Annotated in this window: 15 protein-coding genes and 2 pseudogenes; 7 read left to right on the forward strand and 10 right to left on the reverse strand. The window is 66.2% G+C overall.

The annotated features are described in order from the left end of the window. Positions 1–57: 57 nt before the first annotated feature. Positions 58–2385 carry a DNA helicase PcrA gene (pcrA, locus tag EET10_RS22695; RefSeq protein ID WP_036402022.1) on the reverse strand — a complete coding sequence of 776 codons (2328 nt, stop codon included), beginning with the start codon at positions 2383–2385 and terminating at the stop codon, positions 58–60. A gap of 76 nt (positions 2386–2461) precedes the next feature. Next, entirely contained in the window at positions 2462–4492 is a 2031-nt protein-coding gene (locus EET10_RS22700; protein ID WP_036402291.1) for a PPE family protein, read from the reverse strand. A 399-nt stretch (positions 4493–4891) separates the two neighbouring features. On the opposite strand from EET10_RS22700, the gene EET10_RS22705 reads away from it, so the two are divergent. The 3 genes from EET10_RS22705 to pgi are packed head-to-tail and all read left to right on the forward strand — an operon-like array spanning position 4892 to position 7952. Beyond that, positions 4892–5200, forward strand: a complete 309-nt coding sequence (locus tag EET10_RS22705) for a chorismate mutase (protein WP_051490458.1) — start codon at positions 4892–4894, stop codon at positions 5198–5200. Between the two features lie 60 nt (positions 5201–5260). Beyond that, positions 5261–6232 (forward strand): esterase family protein, encoded by a 972-nt coding sequence (locus EET10_RS22710; RefSeq protein ID WP_122502518.1) that lies wholly within the window; start codon positions 5261–5263, stop codon positions 6230–6232. A 55-nt stretch (positions 6233–6287) separates the two neighbouring features. Further along, positions 6288–7952, forward strand: coding sequence for a glucose-6-phosphate isomerase (pgi, locus tag EET10_RS22715; protein ID WP_122502519.1), 1665 nt, complete (start codon positions 6288–6290; stop codon positions 7950–7952). A gap of 89 nt (positions 7953–8041) precedes the next feature. Here pgi and EET10_RS22720 read toward each other — a convergent pair whose 3' ends face one another. The 6 genes and pseudogenes from EET10_RS22720 to cobF all read right to left on the reverse strand — a co-directional run bounded on the left by EET10_RS22720 (position 8042) and on the right by cobF (position 13470). Then, entirely contained in the window at positions 8042–8791 is a 750-nt protein-coding gene (locus tag EET10_RS22720) for an SDR family oxidoreductase (RefSeq protein WP_036402033.1), read from the reverse strand. A gap of 16 nt (positions 8792–8807) precedes the next feature. After that, positions 8808–9296 carry a zinc finger domain-containing protein gene (locus tag EET10_RS31135; protein WP_244602057.1) on the reverse strand — a complete coding sequence of 163 codons (489 nt, stop codon included), beginning with the start codon at positions 9294–9296 and terminating at the stop codon, positions 8808–8810. 132 nt (positions 9297–9428) lie between these two features. After that, a pseudogene (locus tag EET10_RS31790) lies at positions 9429–9671 on the reverse strand (DNA-formamidopyrimidine glycosylase family protein); the annotation flags it as partial. Positions 9672–10025: 354 nt separating this feature from the next. Beyond that, a pseudogene (locus EET10_RS31795) lies at positions 10026–10771 on the reverse strand (PE family protein); the annotation flags it as partial. A 109-nt stretch (positions 10772–10880) separates the two neighbouring features. After that, positions 10881–12590, reverse strand: coding sequence for a PE family protein (locus EET10_RS22735; RefSeq protein ID WP_099187672.1), 1710 nt, complete (start codon positions 12588–12590; stop codon positions 10881–10883). A gap of 136 nt (positions 12591–12726) precedes the next feature. Beyond that, the gene (gene cobF / locus EET10_RS22740) at positions 12727–13470 is read right to left on the reverse strand and encodes a precorrin-6A synthase (deacetylating) (protein ID WP_036402037.1); all 744 of its coding nucleotides are present in this window, start codon (positions 13468–13470) and stop codon (positions 12727–12729) included. Between the two features lie 124 nt (positions 13471–13594). Here cobF and EET10_RS22745 point away from each other — a divergent pair, with 124 nt between their 5' ends. Together EET10_RS22745 and EET10_RS22750 are read left to right on the forward strand one after the other, a co-directional pair. Continuing rightward, positions 13595–14515 (forward strand): AurF N-oxygenase family protein, encoded by a 921-nt coding sequence (locus tag EET10_RS22745; RefSeq protein WP_036402039.1) that lies wholly within the window; start codon positions 13595–13597, stop codon positions 14513–14515. Between the two features lie 251 nt (positions 14516–14766). Then, the gene (locus tag EET10_RS22750) at positions 14767–15753 is read left to right on the forward strand and encodes a DUF4873 domain-containing protein (RefSeq protein ID WP_246013748.1); all 987 of its coding nucleotides are present in this window, start codon (positions 14767–14769) and stop codon (positions 15751–15753) included. A 78-nt stretch (positions 15754–15831) separates the two neighbouring features. Here the strand turns inward: EET10_RS22750 and EET10_RS32605 are convergent, their stop codons facing one another. Further along, positions 15832–16167, reverse strand: a complete 336-nt coding sequence (locus tag EET10_RS32605; protein WP_484201334.1) for a hypothetical protein — start codon at positions 16165–16167, stop codon at positions 15832–15834. 84 nt (positions 16168–16251) lie between these two features. Here EET10_RS32605 and EET10_RS22755 point away from each other — a divergent pair, with 84 nt between their 5' ends. Together EET10_RS22755 and EET10_RS22760 are read left to right on the forward strand one after the other, a co-directional pair. Beyond that, a complete protein-coding gene (locus EET10_RS22755; protein WP_036402041.1) occupies positions 16252–17016 on the forward strand; it encodes an STAS domain-containing protein in 765 nt (254 codons plus the stop codon). Positions 17017–17206: 190 nt separating this feature from the next. Further along, a complete protein-coding gene (locus EET10_RS22760; protein WP_036402044.1) occupies positions 17207–18076 on the forward strand; it encodes an LLM class flavin-dependent oxidoreductase in 870 nt (289 codons plus the stop codon). 3 nt (positions 18077–18079) lie between these two features. On the opposite strand, the gene EET10_RS22765 is transcribed toward EET10_RS22760, so the two are convergent. Beyond that, complete coding sequence (locus tag EET10_RS22765) at positions 18080–18886, reverse strand: enoyl-CoA hydratase/isomerase family protein (RefSeq protein WP_063468186.1); 807 nt, start codon at positions 18884–18886, stop codon at positions 18080–18082. Between the last annotated feature and the right edge of the window lie 211 nt (positions 18887–19097).

Consider the following 19097-nt stretch of genomic DNA (forward strand, 5'->3'; position numbering starts at 1 on the left):
TGCTACTGCGAGGATCCCACGCATTTTCGCGGCGAGTTCACGGTCGGCGCAAGAGCGCTACAGCTTGGTGACCGGGGCGTGGTTGTGCATCAGCTTGACGCGCCCCGAACTGCCGAAGTCGATCAGCGACATCGCGGACTCCCCCACGCCGGAGACTTCCTCGACCCGGCCTAAGCCGTACTTGTCGTGGGTGACCCGATCGCCGGGCTGTAGCACCAGCAGCGGGCGCTTGCTCGCCCCTGCAGAACGGGTGGGCGCCGACCGCGGGGCGCCGAACCGGCCGGCTCCGCTCACCGGCGCACTGAACGACGGCTTCGGCGCGGTGCGGCGCCAGTTGATGAGCTCCTGCGGGATCTCACGCAGGAAGCGCGATTCCGGATTCAGCATCGGCTGTCCCCAGGAAGACCGCACCATGGCCCGGCTGACATAAAGCCGTTGCCGGGCCCGCGTGATGCCGACGTAGGCCAGCCGCCGCTCCTCGGACAGTTCGGTCGGGTCGTCCAGCGCCCGCATGTGCGGGAACATCCCGTCCTCCCAGCCGGTCACGAACACGACCGGGAATTCCAGGCCCTTGGCGGTATGCAACGTCATCAGCGTGACGACACCGGCACCGTGCTCGGGAATCTCGTCAGAGTCGGCGATCAGCGACACCCGTTCCAGAAACGCCGCCAACACGCCGGTGTCCGGCACGTCTTCGTTGTCCGGTTCTAGCGCAGCGGTATTCGCCTGGTCGGCGCTGAATTCGTGTGCGACGCTGACGAGTTCGTTGAGGTTGTCCAGCCGCGCCAGCTCCTGCGGGTCGGTAGACGATTCCAGCTCCCGGCGGTATCCGGTGCGTTCCAGCACCGCCTCGACCAGCTCACCGAGGTCCCCTTGAGATGAGTCGAGGCGACCCCGCAGGCCGTCGAGCATCTCCACAAAGCCCGCGATCGCCTTCTCCGCGCGGGTGTTGAGCATCGGCACTTTGCCCTCGGCCGCGGCTTGTAGCGCGTCGGCGAAACTGGCGCCGGTGTTCTCGGCGTAGACGGCCACGCACGCCTCGGCGCGATCCCCGATGCCGCGGCGCGGCGTGTTGAGGATGCGCCGCATGCTGACCGCGTCGCCGGGATTGTCCAGCACCCGCAGGTAGGCGATGATGTCGCGGATCTCCTTGCGCTCGTAAAAGCGCACGCCCCCAACGACCTTGTACGGGATTCCGGCGCGGATGAACACCTCTTCCAGGGACCGCGACGAGTTGTTGGTGCGATAGAAGACGGCGACGTCGTTATAGGTGATCTCGCCACGCTCGGCCAGTGCGTCGATCTCTTCTGCGACGAACCTGGCCTCGTCGTGTTCGTTGTCGGCGACGTAGCCGACGATCAACTCCCCTTCGCCGGCGTCGGTCCACAGTCGCTTCTCCCGGCGCCCGGCGTTGCGGGCGATCACGGAGTTGGCCGCCGACAGGATGTTCTGTGTGGAGCGGTAATTCTGTTCCAGCAGAATGGTTGTCGCGTCGGGGTAGTCGCGCTCGAAGTCTTCGATGTTGCGGATGGTCGCGCCGCGGAAGGCATAGATCGACTGGTCGGCGTCGCCGACGACGCACAGCTCCGCGGCCGGCACCGGGTTATCGGGGCCGTCTTGCGTGCCGTGGCCGACCAGTTCGCGCACCAATACGTACTGCGCGTGATTGGTGTCCTGGTACTCGTCGACCAGGACGTGCCGGAACCGTCGCCGGTAGTACTGGGCGATGTCCGGGAAGCTCTGCAATACCGCGACGGTTTCGCCGATGAGGTCGTCGAAATCCAGCGCATTGGCCGCCCGTAGCCGCCGCTGGTACTCGGCGTAGACGGATGCGACGGTACGTGCCAAGTCATCTGAGTCGTCGGTCAGGTCTGCCAGCGCCCGATGGAAGTCGATCAGCTCGTTCTTCAGGTTCGAGATCGCGTTCGCCAATAACCGGGGTGAATACCGCTTGATGTCCAGGCCCATGTCGCGGCCGATCATCTGCAGCAGCCGACGCGAATCGTCGGCGTCGTAGATGGAGAAATTCGAGTTCAGGCCGTCGACCAGCGACGCCTGGTTGCGCAGGATGCGCACACAGGTCGAGTGAAACGTGGACACCCACATGTACCGGGCCCGGGCGCCGACCAGGCGCACCACACGTTCCCGCATCTCGGCGGCGGCCTTGTTGGTGAAGGTGATGGCCAGGATCTGACCGACCGCGACACCACGCGCGGCGATCAGGTAAGCGATCCGCCGGGTCAACACCGCCGTCTTACCCGAACCCGCGCCCGCGACGATCAGCAGCGGCGAGCCCTCATGCAACACCGCCTGGCGCTGTTGCGGGTTGAGGCCGTCGAGCAGCTGATCGGTTTCGGACTTCGCATCGGTCGCGTGCACACTCATGTCGGTCCAAACTTACCGCCGCCCACTGACGACTCGCCGGGCCAGGCCGTCGGGCTGAGCGTCTGGGACGGTGCTGTTACTCGAACCCGGACTGGTCGTTGCCCGTGTGATTGCTGCCCGAGCTATTTGTACCCGAGTTGCCCCAGCCCGAGTTCAATGTCCCGGACTGGCCGAAGCCCGAATTGTCGGTGCCGACGTTCATGAAGCCCACGTTGCCGGTAACGCCGCCGTTCGCAAAGCCAATTCCAAAGCCACTCGTATTCGAGAATCCGACGGAGTTGACGCCCGAGTTGAAGAAGCCGGTATTGCGACTATTTGTGTTTTGGAAGCCCGTCTGGAAGTTACCGACGTTCCCGTACCCCTCGCTCGAATTGCCGGTGTTCTCCCATCCCGAAGTACTGTTCCCATGGTTATTGAAGCCCGAGGTTCCGGTGCCGGTGTTGCCGAAGCCGGAATTTGTGGCTCCGGTGTCGGTTGCGCTTCCGTAGCCGGTATTCACATCGCCGGCATTGCCGGCGCCTGTGTTTACGTTGCCCGAGTTCCAAAATCCGGTGTTGGTGTTGCCCGAATTTCCAAAACCGGTGTTGCCGGAGCCGGAGTTGTAGAAGCCTACGCTGCTCGCACCCGAGTTGAAGAAGCCCACGGTCCCGCTCGAACCCGAGTTGAAGGCGCCCACCGCAAAGCCGCCTCCATTGCCGACGCCCACATTATCGCTTCCAGCGTTCCAGAAACCGACATTTCCGTGACCAGAGTTTCCGAAGCCGACATTGGTGTTGGTCGTGTTAACCCAGCCCGTATTGTGGTTACCAGAGTTCATGATGCCGGTGTTCGTGTTGCCAGAGTTCGCGATTCCGGTGTTTATGTCACCGGAGTTGCCGATGCCCCAGTTTCCCTGGCCTGAATTGAAGAATCCGACATTGTTGTCGCCGGAATTGAATAAGCCGATGTTGCCGCTACCGGAGTTCAGGCCGTTGAAGTTGATGCCAAACTGATTGTCGCCGGTCAGACCGATGCCGAAATTGTTGTTCCCCGAGTTGCCGAAGCCGATGTTGAACTCGCCACTATTGCCCAGCCCGATGTTGAAATTGCCGAAGTTACCTATGCCGATGTTGGAGTTGCCGGTATTGCCAAACCCGACATTCGAGTTCCCTGCCGTGGGCATGACTCCGGGACCGCTATTGCCGAAGCCGAAGTTGGCGTTACCGAAATTTCCACTGCCTATATTGAGATTTCCGGTATTTCCGTTGCCAATATTCCCGCTGCCGCTGTTTCCGCTCCCGACGTTTCCACCACCGGTGGCCTGAGAGTTTCCGAAGCCAAAGTTTCCATTGCCACGATTACCGGCGCCGAAGTTTCTGCTGCCCCTGTTTCCACTACCCATGTTGAAACTGCCGGTGTTTCCGCTGCCGAAGTTGAGGATTCCGCTCAGGTTTCCGTCGCCGAAGTTGAGATTGCCATTGTTCCCGCTGCCGAAGTTTGCATTACCGGTATTGCCGCTGCCCAGGTTTCCGCTGCCGATGTTTCCCAAGCCCAGGTTCCCGGCGCCGATATTGCCGACGGCCGAAAGCGCGCTCAGGCCCGGGATGTTCTGCAGTAGCTGCTGCCACGGGGCCAACCCGGCGGCGGCTGCCGAAGCTCCACCGTGATAACCCGCCATCGCGGCCACATCCTGGGCCCACATCTGTTCGTACAGGCCTTCGATGTGCGCGATCGCCGGCGCGTTCAGCCCGAACCAGTTCGACAGCACCATCTGCACCAGTGCATTTCGGTTGGCCGCCACCGCCGCCGGTACCACCGTCGCGGCCCGCGCCGCCTCGAACACGCCGGCGACCGTTCGGGCCTGTCCGGCCGCCGCCGCGGCCTGGGTTGCCGCCGCGCTCAGCCAACTTGCGTACGGTGCGGCCGCTGCCACCATCGCGGTCGACGCGGGCCCCTGCCACGCCTGGGCGGCCAGCCCCGAAGTCAGCGAGCCGAACGACGACGCCGCCGAACTCAGCTCCTCAGCCAACCCTTCCCAGGCCACCGCGGCGTCGAGCATGGGAGCCGCACCCGCACCCGCAAACATCAGCGAAGAGTTGATCTCCGGAGGCAACATCGAATAATTCATCACCACAGTCCTTCCGCCCCTGGGCCCGACCCAGCCGGCTCCCCTTGTACCAGTGCCGCCCTCGGCACAGCGCGTAGAGCTTACGACCGGCATTGCGGCGTGATGGGCGTTTCGCGCTACTTTTCGCCAACCGAATCGACGCTTCGCCGCATACGGCAAAACCGCAGAACCGGACACGGTCCATCGGCCGCAACCCGCCCGCGACGATTTCCGGCCAACAGGTCGCCGGCTTTGCGCAGCCGCGGCCCTTGGTGGCACACTCGGTTGGTGCTTAACAGGCAGCGCCGATTTTTCTACGGGTACCGGCCAGCGGTGCCCGTGGTCTAGCTGCTTTCGCAGAGCCCCGTGGTCCGCTTCGGCGATTCGGGGCTCGTCTTCTTGTGTGAAGCCCGATACCGGATGAGACCAGAATCCCCACATCACGAGAACGCGGAGTCAGCGGAGATGAACACCGATACCCAACAGCTACCCAGCATCGAGGAGTTGCGCGAAGAGATCGACCGCTTAGACCGCGAAATCCTGGCCGCGGTCAAACGGCGCGCCGAAGTGTCGCAGGCCATCGGCAGAGTCCGAATGGCCTCCGGAGGCACCCGGCTGGTGCACAATCGCGAGATGCAGGTCATCGAGCGCTACAGCGAACTCGGACCCGACGGCAAGCAGCTGGCAATGCTACTTTTGCGGCTGGGCCGAGGTCGTCTCGGTCACTAATAGGTTACATTTCCGCTGCTTATCGCCGATATCCTGGTTTGTGCGGTACATTCCGCCGAAATGGTTACAGCAAAGTCAGCTGGGGTTCTGCGACTGCGCCGTGCGATGGTCGTTTCGGCAACGGCAGTACTCACCCTGCTGGCAGCACTGGCCGCCGGCTCGGCCACCTCGTCCGCGTGGTCGCGGCGCGGCCTGCCGATCGAGTATCTGATGGTGCCCTCGCCGTCGATGCACCGCCAGATCAAGGTGGAATTTCAGGGCGGCGGCCCCCATGCGGTGTATTTGCTCGACGGCATGCTCGCCCGCGACGACTACAACGGCTGGGACATGCACCTGCCGGTCTTCGAATGGTTCGACCAATCCGGCCTGTCGCTCGTCATGCCGGTCGGCGGCATGGCCAGCTTCTACTCCAACTGGTATCAGCCCGCGGCCGGCAACGGCGGGGTCTGGACGTACAAGTGGGAAACCTTCCTGACCGAAGAGCTGCCGCAGTGGCTGGCGACGAACAAAGCGGTCGGCACTTCGGGAAACGCGGTGGTCGGTGCGTCGATGTCCGGATCGGCGGCACTGATCCTGGCGGCCAAACATCCGCAGAACTTCGGCTACGCGGCCTCGATGTCGGGCTTTCTCAACCTGTCCGCCGGGCAATGGCCCTCATTGGTCAGTGCCGCGCAACTGGGCGCCGGCGGTTTTCGCTCGGAGGCGATGTGGGGCCCGCCCACCGACCCGGCCTGGGCGGCCAACGACCCGACGGCCAATGCGGCGACACTCGTCGCCAACAACACCCGAATCTGGGTGTATACCGGCAACGGCGGGCAATCGGACATGGAGGCCGCCACCAAGCTGGATGCCAGCCTGCTGGAATCCGCCACGCGGATCAGCAACAAGATTTTCCAGGCCAGGTACAAAGCCAAGGGCGGGCACAACGGCGTATTCAATTTCCCGGCTAACGGCACCCATACCTGGTCATATTGGGGCGCACAATTACAAGCCATGCTGCCCGATCTTCAGCAAGTGTTGGGCACGGCGTAGACAGACGCGGCTGACGCACCGGCGGCCCCCGGTCCCGGAGCACTAGGGTCAAATCATGACCGCCGAACCACCAATTCCCAACATCACCGCCACGCCGGCCTGGGACGCCTTGCGCAAGCACCACGATCAGATCGGAGAAACTCACCTTCGGCAGTTGTTCGCGGACGACCCCGATCGCGGCCGCGATCTCACGGTCACCGTCGGCGACCTCTACATCGACTACAGCAAGCACCGCGTCACCCGCGAGACGCTACGGCTGCTGATCGAGCTGGCCCGCGTGGCACGGCTCGAGGAGCGCCGCGACCAGATGTTCTCCGGTGTGCACATCAACACCTCTGAAGATCGCGCCGTGCTGCACACCGCGCTGCGACTGCCCCGCGACGCCGAGCTGGTTGTCGACGGCCGCAACGTGGTGCAGGACGTGCATGCCGTGCTGGATGCCATGGGTGACTTCACCGACCGGCTGCGCAGTGGTGACTGGACCGGAGCCACCGGCAAGCGGATCACCACCGTCGTCAACATCGGCATCGGCGGCTCGGACCTCGGCCCGGTGATGGTATACCAGGCCCTGCGCCACTACGCCGACGCCGGGATTTCGGCGCGTTTCGTCTCCAATGTCGACCCGGCCGACCTCATTGCCAAAATGACCGATTTAGAGCCTGCCACAACGCTTTTCGTTGTCGCGTCGAAGACGTTCTCCACGCTGGAGACGCTGACCAACGCGACCGCCGCGCGGCGCTGGCTGACAGAAGCGCTCGGCGACGCCGCGGTGTCCAGGCATTTCGTCGCGGTCTCCACCAACAAGCGCCTGGTCGACGACTTCGGCATCAACACCGACAACATGTTCGGCTTCTGGGATTGGGTGGGCGGACGGTATTCGGTCGATTCGGCGATCGGGCTGTCGGTGATGGCCGCCATCGGCCGAGAAGCCTTCGCCGACTTTCTATCCGGGTTCCACATTGTCGACGAGCACTTCCGCACCTCGCCGCTGGAGTCCAATGCGCCTGCGCTGCTTGGTCTTATCGGCCTCTGGTACTCCAACTTCATGGGTGCGCAATCGCGCGCGGTGTTGCCGTATTCCAATGACCTCGCCCGCTTCGCGGCTTATCTGCAGCAGCTGACCATGGAATCCAACGGCAAGTCGACCCGTGCCGACGGCACACCGGTGACCACCGACACCGGCGAAATCTTTTGGGGCGAACCGGGAACCAACGGCCAGCATGCCTTCTACCAATTACTGCATCAAGGCACCCGGCTGGTGCCGGCCGATTTCATCGGCTTCAGCCAACCGCTCGACGACCTGCCGACCGTCGAGGGCACCGGCAGCATGCACGACCTGTTGATGAGCAACTTCTTCGCCCAAACCCAGGTGCTGGCGTTCGGAAAGACCGCCGAGGAGATCGCGGCCGAGGGCACCCCGGCCGAGGTGGTGCCACACAAGGTGATGCCCGGCAACCGGCCGTCCACCTCGATTCTGGCCAACCGGCTGACGCCGTCGGTGCTGGGACAGCTGATCGCTTTGTATGAGCACCAGGTGTTCACCGAGGGTGTGGTGTGGGGGATCGACTCGTTCGACCAGTGGGGGGTGGAGCTGGGCAAGACGCAGGCCAAGGCCCTGCTTCCGGTGATCACCGGCGACGCCGCGCCCGCGCCGCAGTCGGACAGCTCGACCGACGCGCTGGTGCGTCGCTACCGCACCGAACGGGGGCGTGCGGGCTAACCTCGGCGAGCAGACGCAAAGTGCCCTCTTACGCGGCGTGTCGAGGGGCTTTTGCGCCTGCTCGCGCGGACGCGTGCATGCGCGGCCAGCTAAGCGAAGAGCTTCGTCAGCGGCGGCGGCAGCACCCGCATGAGCTGCACCAGCGGCGCCCACGGCCACCACGGCACTGCGGCCCGGCCGGGCTCGCGTTCGATGGCGTCCACGAGTGCCTTGACGCCGGTTTCGTTGTCCACCATGAACATCGTGCTGTTCGACTTGGCTGTCATCTCCGACTCGATGTAGCCCGGCTCGATCACCGAGATCTTGATGGGACCTCTGGCGTACTCGGTGCGCAGCGATTCGCCCAGCGAACTCAGCCCGGCTTTGCTTGCGGCATAGGCGGCTTTGACGCCCGGCACGCCGGTGTTGCCCAGCACCGAGGAAATGAGCACCAGATGTCCCGAGCCGCTGTCGGCGAACATCTCCAGCGCCGTTTCGATCTGCACCAGGGCGGCCACGAGATTGGTTTCGATGGTTGCCTTGTTAGCCCACAACTTGCCCGACCCCAGCCTGGCGCCCTTGCCGATACCAGCGTTGACGATGACGCGGTCGGTACCTCCAAGCTCGTCGCTCAGTTCGGCGAACACCTTGGGCACCTGCGCGTGGTCGGTGACGTCCAGGCCCGCCACGGCGATCTTTATGTTCGGATACCGTTGGGAAAGTTCATCTTTCAGCTCGTCGAGCCGATCGATACGACGAGCGCACAGGGCCAGGTCGCGGCCCTTGGCGGCGAACGCCCGGGCCATCCCGGCCCCCAGGCCGGAGCTGGCGCCGGTGATGAGGATTTTCCGACGGGTCATCCGGGCAGCATATCGACTACTTCAGCAGCCGCGACATGCGCCGGTCGGCCAGCACCTTGCCGCCGGTCTGGCACGTCGGACAGTACTGGAAAGACTTGTCCGCGAACGACACTTCCCGCACGGTGTCTGCACACACCGGGCAGGGCAAGCCGGTGCGGGCGTGCACCCGTAACCCGGAGCGCTTCTCCCCCTTGAGCATTGCCGCGCCCTGCCCGACAGATCGGTGCACCGCGTCCGACAGCACCGACACCATCGCGTCATGCAGGGTGGCCAGCTGTCCGGCCGAGAGCTTGCCGGCGGTGGCAAACGGCGAGATCTGGGCAACATGCAGGATTTCGTCGCTGTAGGCATTGCCGATGCCGGCGATCACCTTCTGGTCGGTGATGACGGTCTTGATGCGGCCGGTGTTGCCGGCCAGTAGCCCGGCCAGGTCCTCGGTACTGAGTTCGAGAGCATCCGGCCCGAGCGCGGCGACACCCGGGACTTGCTTCGGATCGTCGACCAGCCAGACGGCCAGACGCTTCTGCGTGCCGGCCTCGGTGAGATCGAAACCCGGTGCATCGCCGGGAGTACCGAGATGCACGCGCAGCGCGATCGGCCCCTTGCCCGGCCGCAGCGGTGCCGCGGCGAGCTTGTCCGACCATCGCAGCCAGCCCGCCCGCGACAGGTGAGCGATCAACCACAGCGGGCCCGCCCGCAGGCCCAGGTATTTTCCCCACCGCTCGGCCGCCGTGACAGTGCGACCGTGCAGAGCGCCGACCGGCGGATCGAAGGTTTTCAGCACCGAGAGCGCGGCGACGTCGACGCGGCCGATCGGCAAACCGACGGCGTGCCGGCGCACATGGTCGACCAGCGCTTCGATCTCGGGCAGTTCGGGCACCTGTTCAGTCTGCCGACCGCTTCAGTCAGGTGTCCATCGGCCTGCTGAGCCGGCCTGCGATGAAGGCCCGTCGGCGCCTGGCAGGCCGAATATCTTCCCGGCGCCACCGCCGGCGCCGCCGGGCTGCCCAAGGACACCGGCGCCGCCGTTGCCGCCGTTACCGATCCACTGCGCACTCCCGCCGGCACCGCCGATACCCGTGACTGGGGAAGGCGGAAGCGCGGGCGTCGCACCGGCGTTGCCAGCGTCGCCGCCATTGCCGTAGAAGAACCCGCCGTTGCCGCAGGCTCCGCCGTTGCTGGTCTGAACCACGGCGCCGACGGTCCCGGTCGCGCCGCCGTCACCGCACCTTCCACCGCTACCGAACAACTGCCCGCCGTGCCCGCCGGCGCCGCCGAGACCGCCACTGCCCCCGACGCCGCCATTCAGGCCACTGCCACCAAGAGCGTTCCCCGTGGCGTTGCCGCCCATGCCGCCCACTCCGCCGCTGCCGCCGTTGCCGTAGATCCAGCCGCCCGCACCACCGTCGCCGCCCCGGGCACCCGCAAAACCGGCTTGGTTGGCGCCTCCGTTGCCCCCACGCCACCGGCGCCGCCCTGACCGCCGTGACCCAAGAACCCCGCCGACCCGCCATTACCGCCGGCCTGGCCGAGCGCCCCGGACCCGCCGTTACCGCCGTTGCCGAACAGCCACCCGCCGTTGCCGCCGGCCGCGCCGGTGCCCGCGGCGCCGTTGGCACCATCGCCGAACAGGGGGCGCCCGGTCAGCGCCAGTACCGGGTCGTTGATCAGGGCCGCGACCTGCTGCAGCGGCGTGGCGTTGACCGCTTCGGCTGCGGCGTATTGCGCCGCGCCGGCACTCATGAGCTGTACGAACTGCTGATGGAAGGTCGCCGCTTGGGTGCTCAGCGCTTGGCAGGCCTGCGCGTGCGCGCCGAACCAGGCCGCGACAGCTGCCGAGACTTCATCGGCGCCGGCCGCCAGGACCCCGGCGGTCGGCACCGCCGCCGCCGTATTGGCCTGCGCGATCGAGGAGCTAATGCTTGCCAAATCCGTTGCTGCAGAAACCATTAACTCCGACGATGCGGTCACGAACGACATCCGGCAGCCCTCCAGAGAATGGCCACGCTCGTCGCAACCTCTAACAGCAGATGGCATGCGCTCTCAGCGCCCGGGGCGGGCGTTACAGCAAACCCGCTGAGCCGACCGGCTATGGGGGTCCGTCGGCGCCGGGCTGGCCGAAGAGCTCGCCGCCACGGCCACCGGTGCCGCCGGTACCGCCCTGGCTGGCACCGGCTCCGGCACCGCCGTTGCCGCCGTTGCCGACCAACTGGGCACCGCCGCCGTTGCCGCCGATGCCGTTCCCCGCCGGGGCCATGAAGCCCGCGGGGATGCTGCCGGCGTTGCCGCCGTTGCCGCCGTTGCCGGCGAACAAGCCGCCCTGGCCGCCGTTGCCGCCGTCGCTGGTCTGGTACACCGAGCCGGTGCCGCCGCCGTTCAGGTTGCCGGGATTACCGGTATTGCCGCCGTTGGCGCCGGCGCCGCCGTTGCCCCACAGCTGGGCGTCGCCGCCGAAGCCGCCAAGCGCGCCCGGACCGGCGTTACCGCCGTGATTGCCGCCGCTGCCGCCGTTGCCGCCGTTGCCACCGGCGCCGCCGTTACCCCCGCTACCGATCAGCCCGCTCTGGCCGCCCCAGCCACCGAACCCACCGAAGCCGCCGCCGCCGTTGAAGGACAGGGTCGTGCCGCTGTTGCCGCCGCCGTCGGCGCCGTTCCCGCCGACGCCGCCGGTACCGCCGTTGCCGTAAAGGAGGCCGCCGTTGCCGCCGTTGCCGCCGAAGCCGCCGCCGCCGCCCTGACCAGCAGTCGTAAAGTCGCCGGTTGCCGCCTGGCCAGCGCCGCCCAATCCGCCGTTGCCACCAGGACCGCCGTTGCCGAAGAACCCGGAGTTGCCGCCGCTGCCCCCGATTGCGCCGAAGCTGCCGCCGCTGGCGCCGGCGATAATGCCGCTGCCGGCCACGAAGGACCCGCCGTTGCCGGTGTTGCCGCCGGCGCCACCGTCGCCGTAGATCCAGCCACTATGCCCGCCGTCGCCGCCGTTTCCGGCCTGCCCGCCGGTCCCGCCGACAGAAGAGGCGTTGCTGCTGCCGGTGGCGTCGCCACCGTTGCCGCCGAGCCCACCGGTACCGCCCTGCCCGAAGAGCACACCGCCGTTGCCGCCGAGACCTCCGTTGCCGCCGCCACCGCCGTTAAGGCCAACGCCGCTGGGGATGGCCACGGCACTGCTGCCATTGCCACCGACACCGCCTTGTCCGCCGAGCCCGTACAGCCACCCGCCGTTGCCGCCGTTGCCGCCGTTGCCGCCCGCCATGCCGGCTCCACTAGGGACGACAGGGCCCGCTCCGCCGGCCCCGCCGTTGCCGCCGTTGCCCCACAACCCGGCCGACCCGCCGCTGCCACCGTTCTGGCCCAATGCGCCGGAGCCGCCGTTGCCGCCGTTGCCGTACAACCACCCGCCGGGCCCGCCGCTTTGCCCGGTGCCCGGTGCGCCGTTGGCGCCGTTACCGATCAGCGGGCGCCCGGTGAGCGCCTGCACGGGACTGTTGATCGCGTCAGCCGCAACCTGCATCGGCAGCACGTTGGCCGCCTCCGCGGCCGCGTACTGCCCGGCACCGCCGCTCATGAGCTGCACGAACTGCTGGTGAAACGAGGCCGCCTGCGCGCTGAGCGCCTGATATGCCTGAGCGTGGGCGCTGAACAACGCCGAAATCGCAGCCGACACCTCGTCGGCGCCGGCGGGCAGCACACCCGATATCGGGGCCAGCGCCGCCATGTTGGCCTGACCGAGCGTCGAACCAATGCCTGCCAGATCGTTGGCCGCTGCAGCCACGTACTCGGGCGCGGCGATCACCCACGACATGTTCGAACCTCCCCGTCACTGCAGAGTCCCGCAATCGCGAAGTGACGTGCGACACAATGCGGAATACCGATGTTATCGCGAACTGGAGGGTCAATCGCACGCTTCTTGACAAACCGTCAAGAAACTCATGCCGTGCTTAGACTGGCGCTCGCACAAGGTAGGTATCCATAATCCAGCCATGCCGCGCCCGCTTCTCGGCGCGCAATGCCGCGATACGTGCCCCGACCTCGCCGACGGTGCCCGCAACCAGCAATTCGTCGGCAGTACCCAGGTACGCGCCCCACCAGATGCGGGTTTGCGGCGGGCAGCTCTGGAACGAACATTCGGCGTCCAGCATCACCACCGCCGAACCGGTGAGTCCCCGCGCACGCAACTGCCTGCCGGTGGTGATGAGCACGGGAGCGCCGACGTCGTTGAGCGGGATGCGGTGCCGGGCGGTCAACGCCTGGACCGCGGTGATACCCGGGATGACGTCATAGCTGATGTCGACCTCGGCGGACACCGCTTCCAGAATGCGCAGCGTGCTGTCGTACAGCGACGGGTCGCCCCACGCCAGAAAGGCGCCCACACCGTCGGGACCCAGTTCGGCGGCGATGGCCGCCGCCCAGATGCGTGCGCGCGCCGCATGCCAGTCAAAGACCGCCTTCTGGTAGTCGGTGTCGGTCGCGCGCTCGGGGTCGGGCAGCTCGACGAATCGGTATCCCGGCTCCCGGATGAACCGCTCGCAGATCGTGCGCCGCAATGCCACCAGGTCGCTTTTGGTCTCACCCTTGTCCATCGCGAAGAACACCTGCGTGTCGTTGAGCGCGTTGATCGCCTGCACAGTCAGGTAGTCGGGGTCTCCGGCGCCGATGCCGATGACGTGGATGTGCCGGCCCATGCAACACAACGTAATTCAGATCTCGGAATGCCTATCCGAGACCTCCGGTACCTAGTACCCTGAGTATTGACTATCGAGTGTGATCTCCCTAACGTCTGAACCGCCTGATGAAGGGACACCAACGATGACCACCGCGGTGAAACCAAGTGGGCCCACATCAAGTGGACCCAGTCGTGAGGAGTTCTCCGAGCGTCTGCTCAAGGGTTCGGTCAAGAAGTCCTATGAGCCCGTCGTCGACATCGACTGGGATGCCCCGCTGGATCCGGATAAGTTCTACCTGCCGCCCAAACTCGTCTCGCTCTACGGCACCCCGGTGTGGGACGAAATGACCCGCGAGCAGCAAATCGAGTTGTCCAAACAGGAACTGGTCAACACGCTGTCGGCCGGGATCTGGTTCGAGAACATGCTCAACCAATCGCTGTTGCGCACCATCTTGCACGAGGACCCCACCAGTCGCTCGACGCATTACAAGCTGACCGAACTGGGCGACGAGACCCGCCACATGGTGATGTTCGGCAAAGCCATCGAGCGCATCGGCGCCAAGCCGGTGCGGCCCCGGAGGGTGCACCGGATGGTGATCAACACGCTGCCGCTGGCTTTCCAGCGAGGTTCGATGCTGTGGGTGGCCGCCCTGATCGGCGAGGAGATCTTCGACTCGCTGCAGCGACAGATGATGGACGACCCGGAACTGCAACCGATTATCCAGCGGCTCATGCGGATTCACGTCACTGAAGAGGCCCGCCATATCCAGTTCGCCCGTGATGGCGCACGCAGGCGGGTAGCCGAAATGCCGCGGCTCAACCGATGGTTCATGGCCAACATCAACGGACTCGGCGGATACTTCTTCCGGTACCTGTTCAGCAATCCGATCCCATACGCGCGCACCGGCCTTGACCCGAGGCGGGCCCGCATGATTGCGCGCAACAGCCCGCACCGCTACCAGATGCAGGTGGCCGGATTCGCGCCGCTGGCAGCGTTTTTGACCGAGGTGGGTCTGATGGGCCCCATCGCGCGCCGCGCCTGGAAGCGCAGCAAGTTTCTGTGATCGAGGCGCCCGGCCTGCACCACGTGATCATCGTCGGTGCGGGTGCCCGCGGCCGGGTCGCCCGGGCCACATTGGCGGCGGCCGGTGTCAGTGACGTTGTCGTCGTCGACAGCGCCGCCGACCCGGCGCTGGACGTGCTCGCTGCGGTGTTCGACGACGACACCGACGCCTGGGGGCTGACCACCGCTGGCGGCGACGTTGTCCGTGGCCGCGTCGTCATTGCCGCACACCCGCCGCCGTATGTTCCGTGGATACCGGACCTGCCCGGGCGCAACGACTTTGGCGGCGAATCGTTTCATGCGGCGGCCTGGGATCCGGCCTTCGAGGCGGCCGGCAAACGCATTGTCGCGGTGGGCACCGACGCCGCCGTCGCCCGGCACCTCGACCGGCTGGTGGACTCGGCGGCCTCGGTCACCGTTGTTGCCCAGCCACCGCGCCGCGTGGTCTCTGACCTGCCGCTGATGACAACCCGAGCCCGACGCTGGCTGCGTCGCCGCCTTCGCGGCGAGCAGCCGCGACGATCAGCCACAGTGGCCGGTTCGGCGATCGCGGCGCTGACGCCGTCGGGCGTCCGCACCCACGACGGTGTCGAATACGGCACCGACGCGATCATCTACGGCACCGGCTTCGCCATCCCCGATCAGCTGCCCGACCGGGCGCTGGTTGGCGCACGTGGTGTGACCATCCGGCAGGCCTGGCACGACGGCATGGAGCCCTTCCTCGGCATCGCCGTGCACGGCTTCCCCAACTACTTCTTCATCTCCGGTCCCGATAACGTCGACGTGGCCACGCAAACCCGCTACACCGCCGAGTGCCTGGACCTGATGAACCGCACCGCCAGCTCCCGCATCGAGGTGCTGTGCAGCAGTCAGCAGGTGTTCAACGAGCGCGCCCAATTGCAGCCCGTCCGGGCGCAGCGGGTGTCCGGGGCGTTCGATCTGTCCGCCAGCGCGCCCGGTGACGACACCTACGACGGGACCGCGACGTTGGAAGTAGGCGGAACCCGCCTCCCGGTGCGTGTCCACTTGACCGGTCGCCTCGATCCGATCGACGGCAATTACCACTGGCAAGGGACCGTCCTCGATCCGCTGCCGCAGGCCCCGCTCACCCAATCAAGGAGCGCGACATTGACAGTCGGTGAACGTAGCGCGCCTGCCCGCATCGTCGAACAAACGCCCTGGGGCACGCACTCCGTCGCCGGAGTGGGGGCACCACCCTACCCGTCAAGCGGCCGGTAGCAGCAGCTTCCCCGCCATCGTTGCGCCGATTCCTCCCGCTCGACCGGGCAGTTCCCGATAGGCTGAGTGCCTGCCAGACTAGAGGTTGACCGCGTGCCTATTGCGGGTAACCGCCCTGGGTGGCTGGTGCTGCGGCAGACGACGACACAAACGAGAGCGGCATGGTCGGCGAGGTAGCGTTCGGCTCTTGGGAGCGGGGTCCGGGGATTGACCCGGCCCGCGCCGGCCGATGGGCCGACGAGCGGACCCCACGGTCGGGTGACGCCAGCGGCCGTAGGCAATTCGCGATACTTGACCGAAGATGGAAATCTCCGCCGCTCCCGCGGGCGGCATCCTCAAGCAATTGCACGGGTAGCAGTTCGAGGAGCAGGACATGGAACCGGACCACAGGACGGACCTGGCAGGCCGGTTCATGACGTCCCGCCGTCATGCAACCGGGCTTACCCCCGCACCGCCCAGGCCGCGGTTGAGTGGGACGGCCCCGGAAGGTCGGCTGCGGTGAGCGCGGTGGCCAAGTCGTCGAGCTCGCTGGCCGTTGCGACACGACTCGAGCAGTCGGCCGTCGTCCTGGCAGTCGAAGGGGTGCTCGGCGCGGCCAACTCGGCGGCGCTGCGCGACAGCATCATGAAGGCGACGCTGGACGAGCCGACCGCCGTGATCGTCAACGTGAGCGGGCTGCAGGTTCCCGACGACGCGGCGTGGTCGGCCTTTGTCGGCGCACGCTGGCAGGCCGACACCCGACCGAACGTTCCGATCGTGCTCGTGTGCGCCAATCGCGCCGGCCGCGACGCGGTCACCCGCTGCGGAGTCGCGGCATTCATGCCGGTCTATCCCACCGAGAAGGGTGCGATGAAGGCGGTCGGACGGCTCGCGCGCCGCAACGTCCGGCATGCCCAGGCGCAACTGCCCGCGCATTTGAACAGCCTTCGCGAGTCGCGGCAACTGGTTCGCGAATGGCTCACCTCCTGGTCCAAGCCCGGGCTGATCCCCGTCGCGTTGGTGGTCGTCAACGTATTCGTGGAGAACGTGCTCAAACACACCAGCAGTGAGCCGGTGGTACGGGTGTTCAGCGACGGTCCGACGGCGACGATCGCGGTCTCCGACGGCAGCACTGCTCCGGCCATACAGCTGAAATCTCCGCCCAAGGGCATCGACGTGTCCGGCCTGGCCATTGTCGATGCGTTGTGCCGCGCGTGGGGCAGCACTCCCACATCGTCCGGCAAGACGGTCTGGGCGATCATCGGCCCGGAAAACCAGCTGTAGCGGAATCCGCCTGCCGGGACACGGCGCGCGGGGCAGCGAGTGTGCGCCGGCGGTTTTGGCTGTGCTAGCCGGGCAGGTGTTTCACGGTTCGTCGGCCCTGGCGACCCGGTCAACTCACCGCAGATACGGCGAAATGAGAACGCGTCCTAGTATTCGGGCATGAGGCCCGCTCACAGAAGGTACGGATGACGTGCGGTTCAGCTACGCAGAGGCAATGACAGACCCGGCGTTCTATATTCCGCTGGCCCAGGCGGCCGAAGCAGCCGGCTACAGCAGCATGACGATCGCCGACAGCCTGGCCTACCCGTACGAGTCCGACTCGAAGTACCCCTACACTCCGGACGGCAACCGGGAATTCTTGGAGGACAAGGAGGTCATCGAAACCTTCGTCCTGACCGCCGCGTTGGGTGCGGTGACCACGACGCTGAGGTTCAACTTCTTCGTGCTCAAGCTACCCGTCCGGCCGCCGGCACTGGTGGCCAAGCAAGCGGGTTCGCTGGCAGCGCTGATCGGCAACCGGGTGGGGCTCGGCGTGGGCACCAGCCCGTGGCCGGAGGACTACGAGCTGATGGGCGTGCCGTTTGCCAAGCGGGGCAAGCGAATTGACGAATGCATCGAAATCGTCAAAGGGCTCACCACCGGAGACTACTTCGAATTCCACGGCGAGTTCTACGACATCCCGAAGACGAAGATGAGCCCGGCTCCCACCCAGCCGATCCCGATCCTGGTGGGCGGCCACGCCGATGCCGCCCTGCGGCGCGCGGCACGCCTGGACGGCTGGATGCACGGCGGCGGCACCAGCGCCGAAGAACTCGACCGACTTATCGCCCGTGTCAAGATGTTTCGAGACGAGCAGGGTACGACCGGCCCGTTTGAGATCCATGTGATCTCGATGGACGCCTACACCGCGGACGGTGTCAAGCGGCTCGAGGACAAGGGCGTCACCGACGTCATCGTGGGTTTCCGCTGGCCCTACGTCAAGGGGCCCGACACCGAGCCCCTGGAGAAAAAGATCCGTCACCTGGAACGGTATGCGGATAAGGTGATCGCGAAAGTCTAGGCATCACAGGGGATCCCATTTGGGTGCGCGCTTCTCCCGATGCGCTTTGGCGGCTTCGGCCGGATTATCGGTGAAGCCGGTGAGCATTTGGGTGCGGTTCTCGATTTCGATGGCATGCCGCAAGCTGGGCGCGTCCAGTGCAGTATTGAGTCCGATCTTGGTCTGCCACACACCGAAAGCGTTATTCTCGGCGATCTCGCGAGCCTTGGTCAGCGTCGCCGGCATCAGGTCGCCCGGCGCCACCACCTCGTGGACCAGCTTGATGCGGTAGGCCTCGGCCGCGTCGATGATGCGTCCGGTCAGCATGAGTTCCCGCGCCACTCCGGCGCCGACGATCTTCGGTAGCAGGTAGCTGGCGCCCATGTCCATCGACGAGAAGCCGGCCTTGATGAACGCCGAGCCGAACCGGGCTTGCTCGGAAGCGATGCGGATGTCGCAGTGCAGCGCGAACGCCAGCCCGCCCCCGACGGCGGCACCGTTGACCGCGGCGATCACCGGTATGGGCAGCTCGTAGAGCCTCACGTACAGATCGGCCAGCCGCACCTGGGAGTCGTAATGGGTCTTGAATGCGGGACTGGCCGGCTTGGCCTTGACCCACGGCTCGCCGGTGCCGCTGAGGTCGGCGCCGGCGCAGAATCCCCGTCCGGCTCCGGTGAGGATCGCCACCCGGAATTCGGCCCGGTTGAGCACGTCCAGCACGTCATCCATCGCGTCGATCAGCGAGCCGTCAATGGCGTTCAACAGCCCGGGCCGGTTCAACGTGACCAGCGCGATGTCCTCTTCGAGCGTCTGCAATTCGACTGCGGCCATACCCGCACCGTATCCCGAGCCTTGCAGTTATGGCGCTGGCGCGGTGAGGTGATCGCCCGGGGCCTGGTGTAGGGACGCTGTCCGTGTGGGGTCGGCGGTCGGCGGCATTGGTGCGTTTGCAACCCGTTGCTACCCGAGGTATCGCCGCGCCGCGGTAGGCCCGGCGAAAATGGATGGCTGTTCGCTGTGAGAGAACACGTGAAATCTGTTG

The sequence above is a fragment of the Mycobacterium pseudokansasii genome (assembly GCF_900566075.1).
Taxonomy (GTDB): Bacteria; Actinomycetota; Actinomycetes; order Mycobacteriales; family Mycobacteriaceae; genus Mycobacterium; species Mycobacterium pseudokansasii.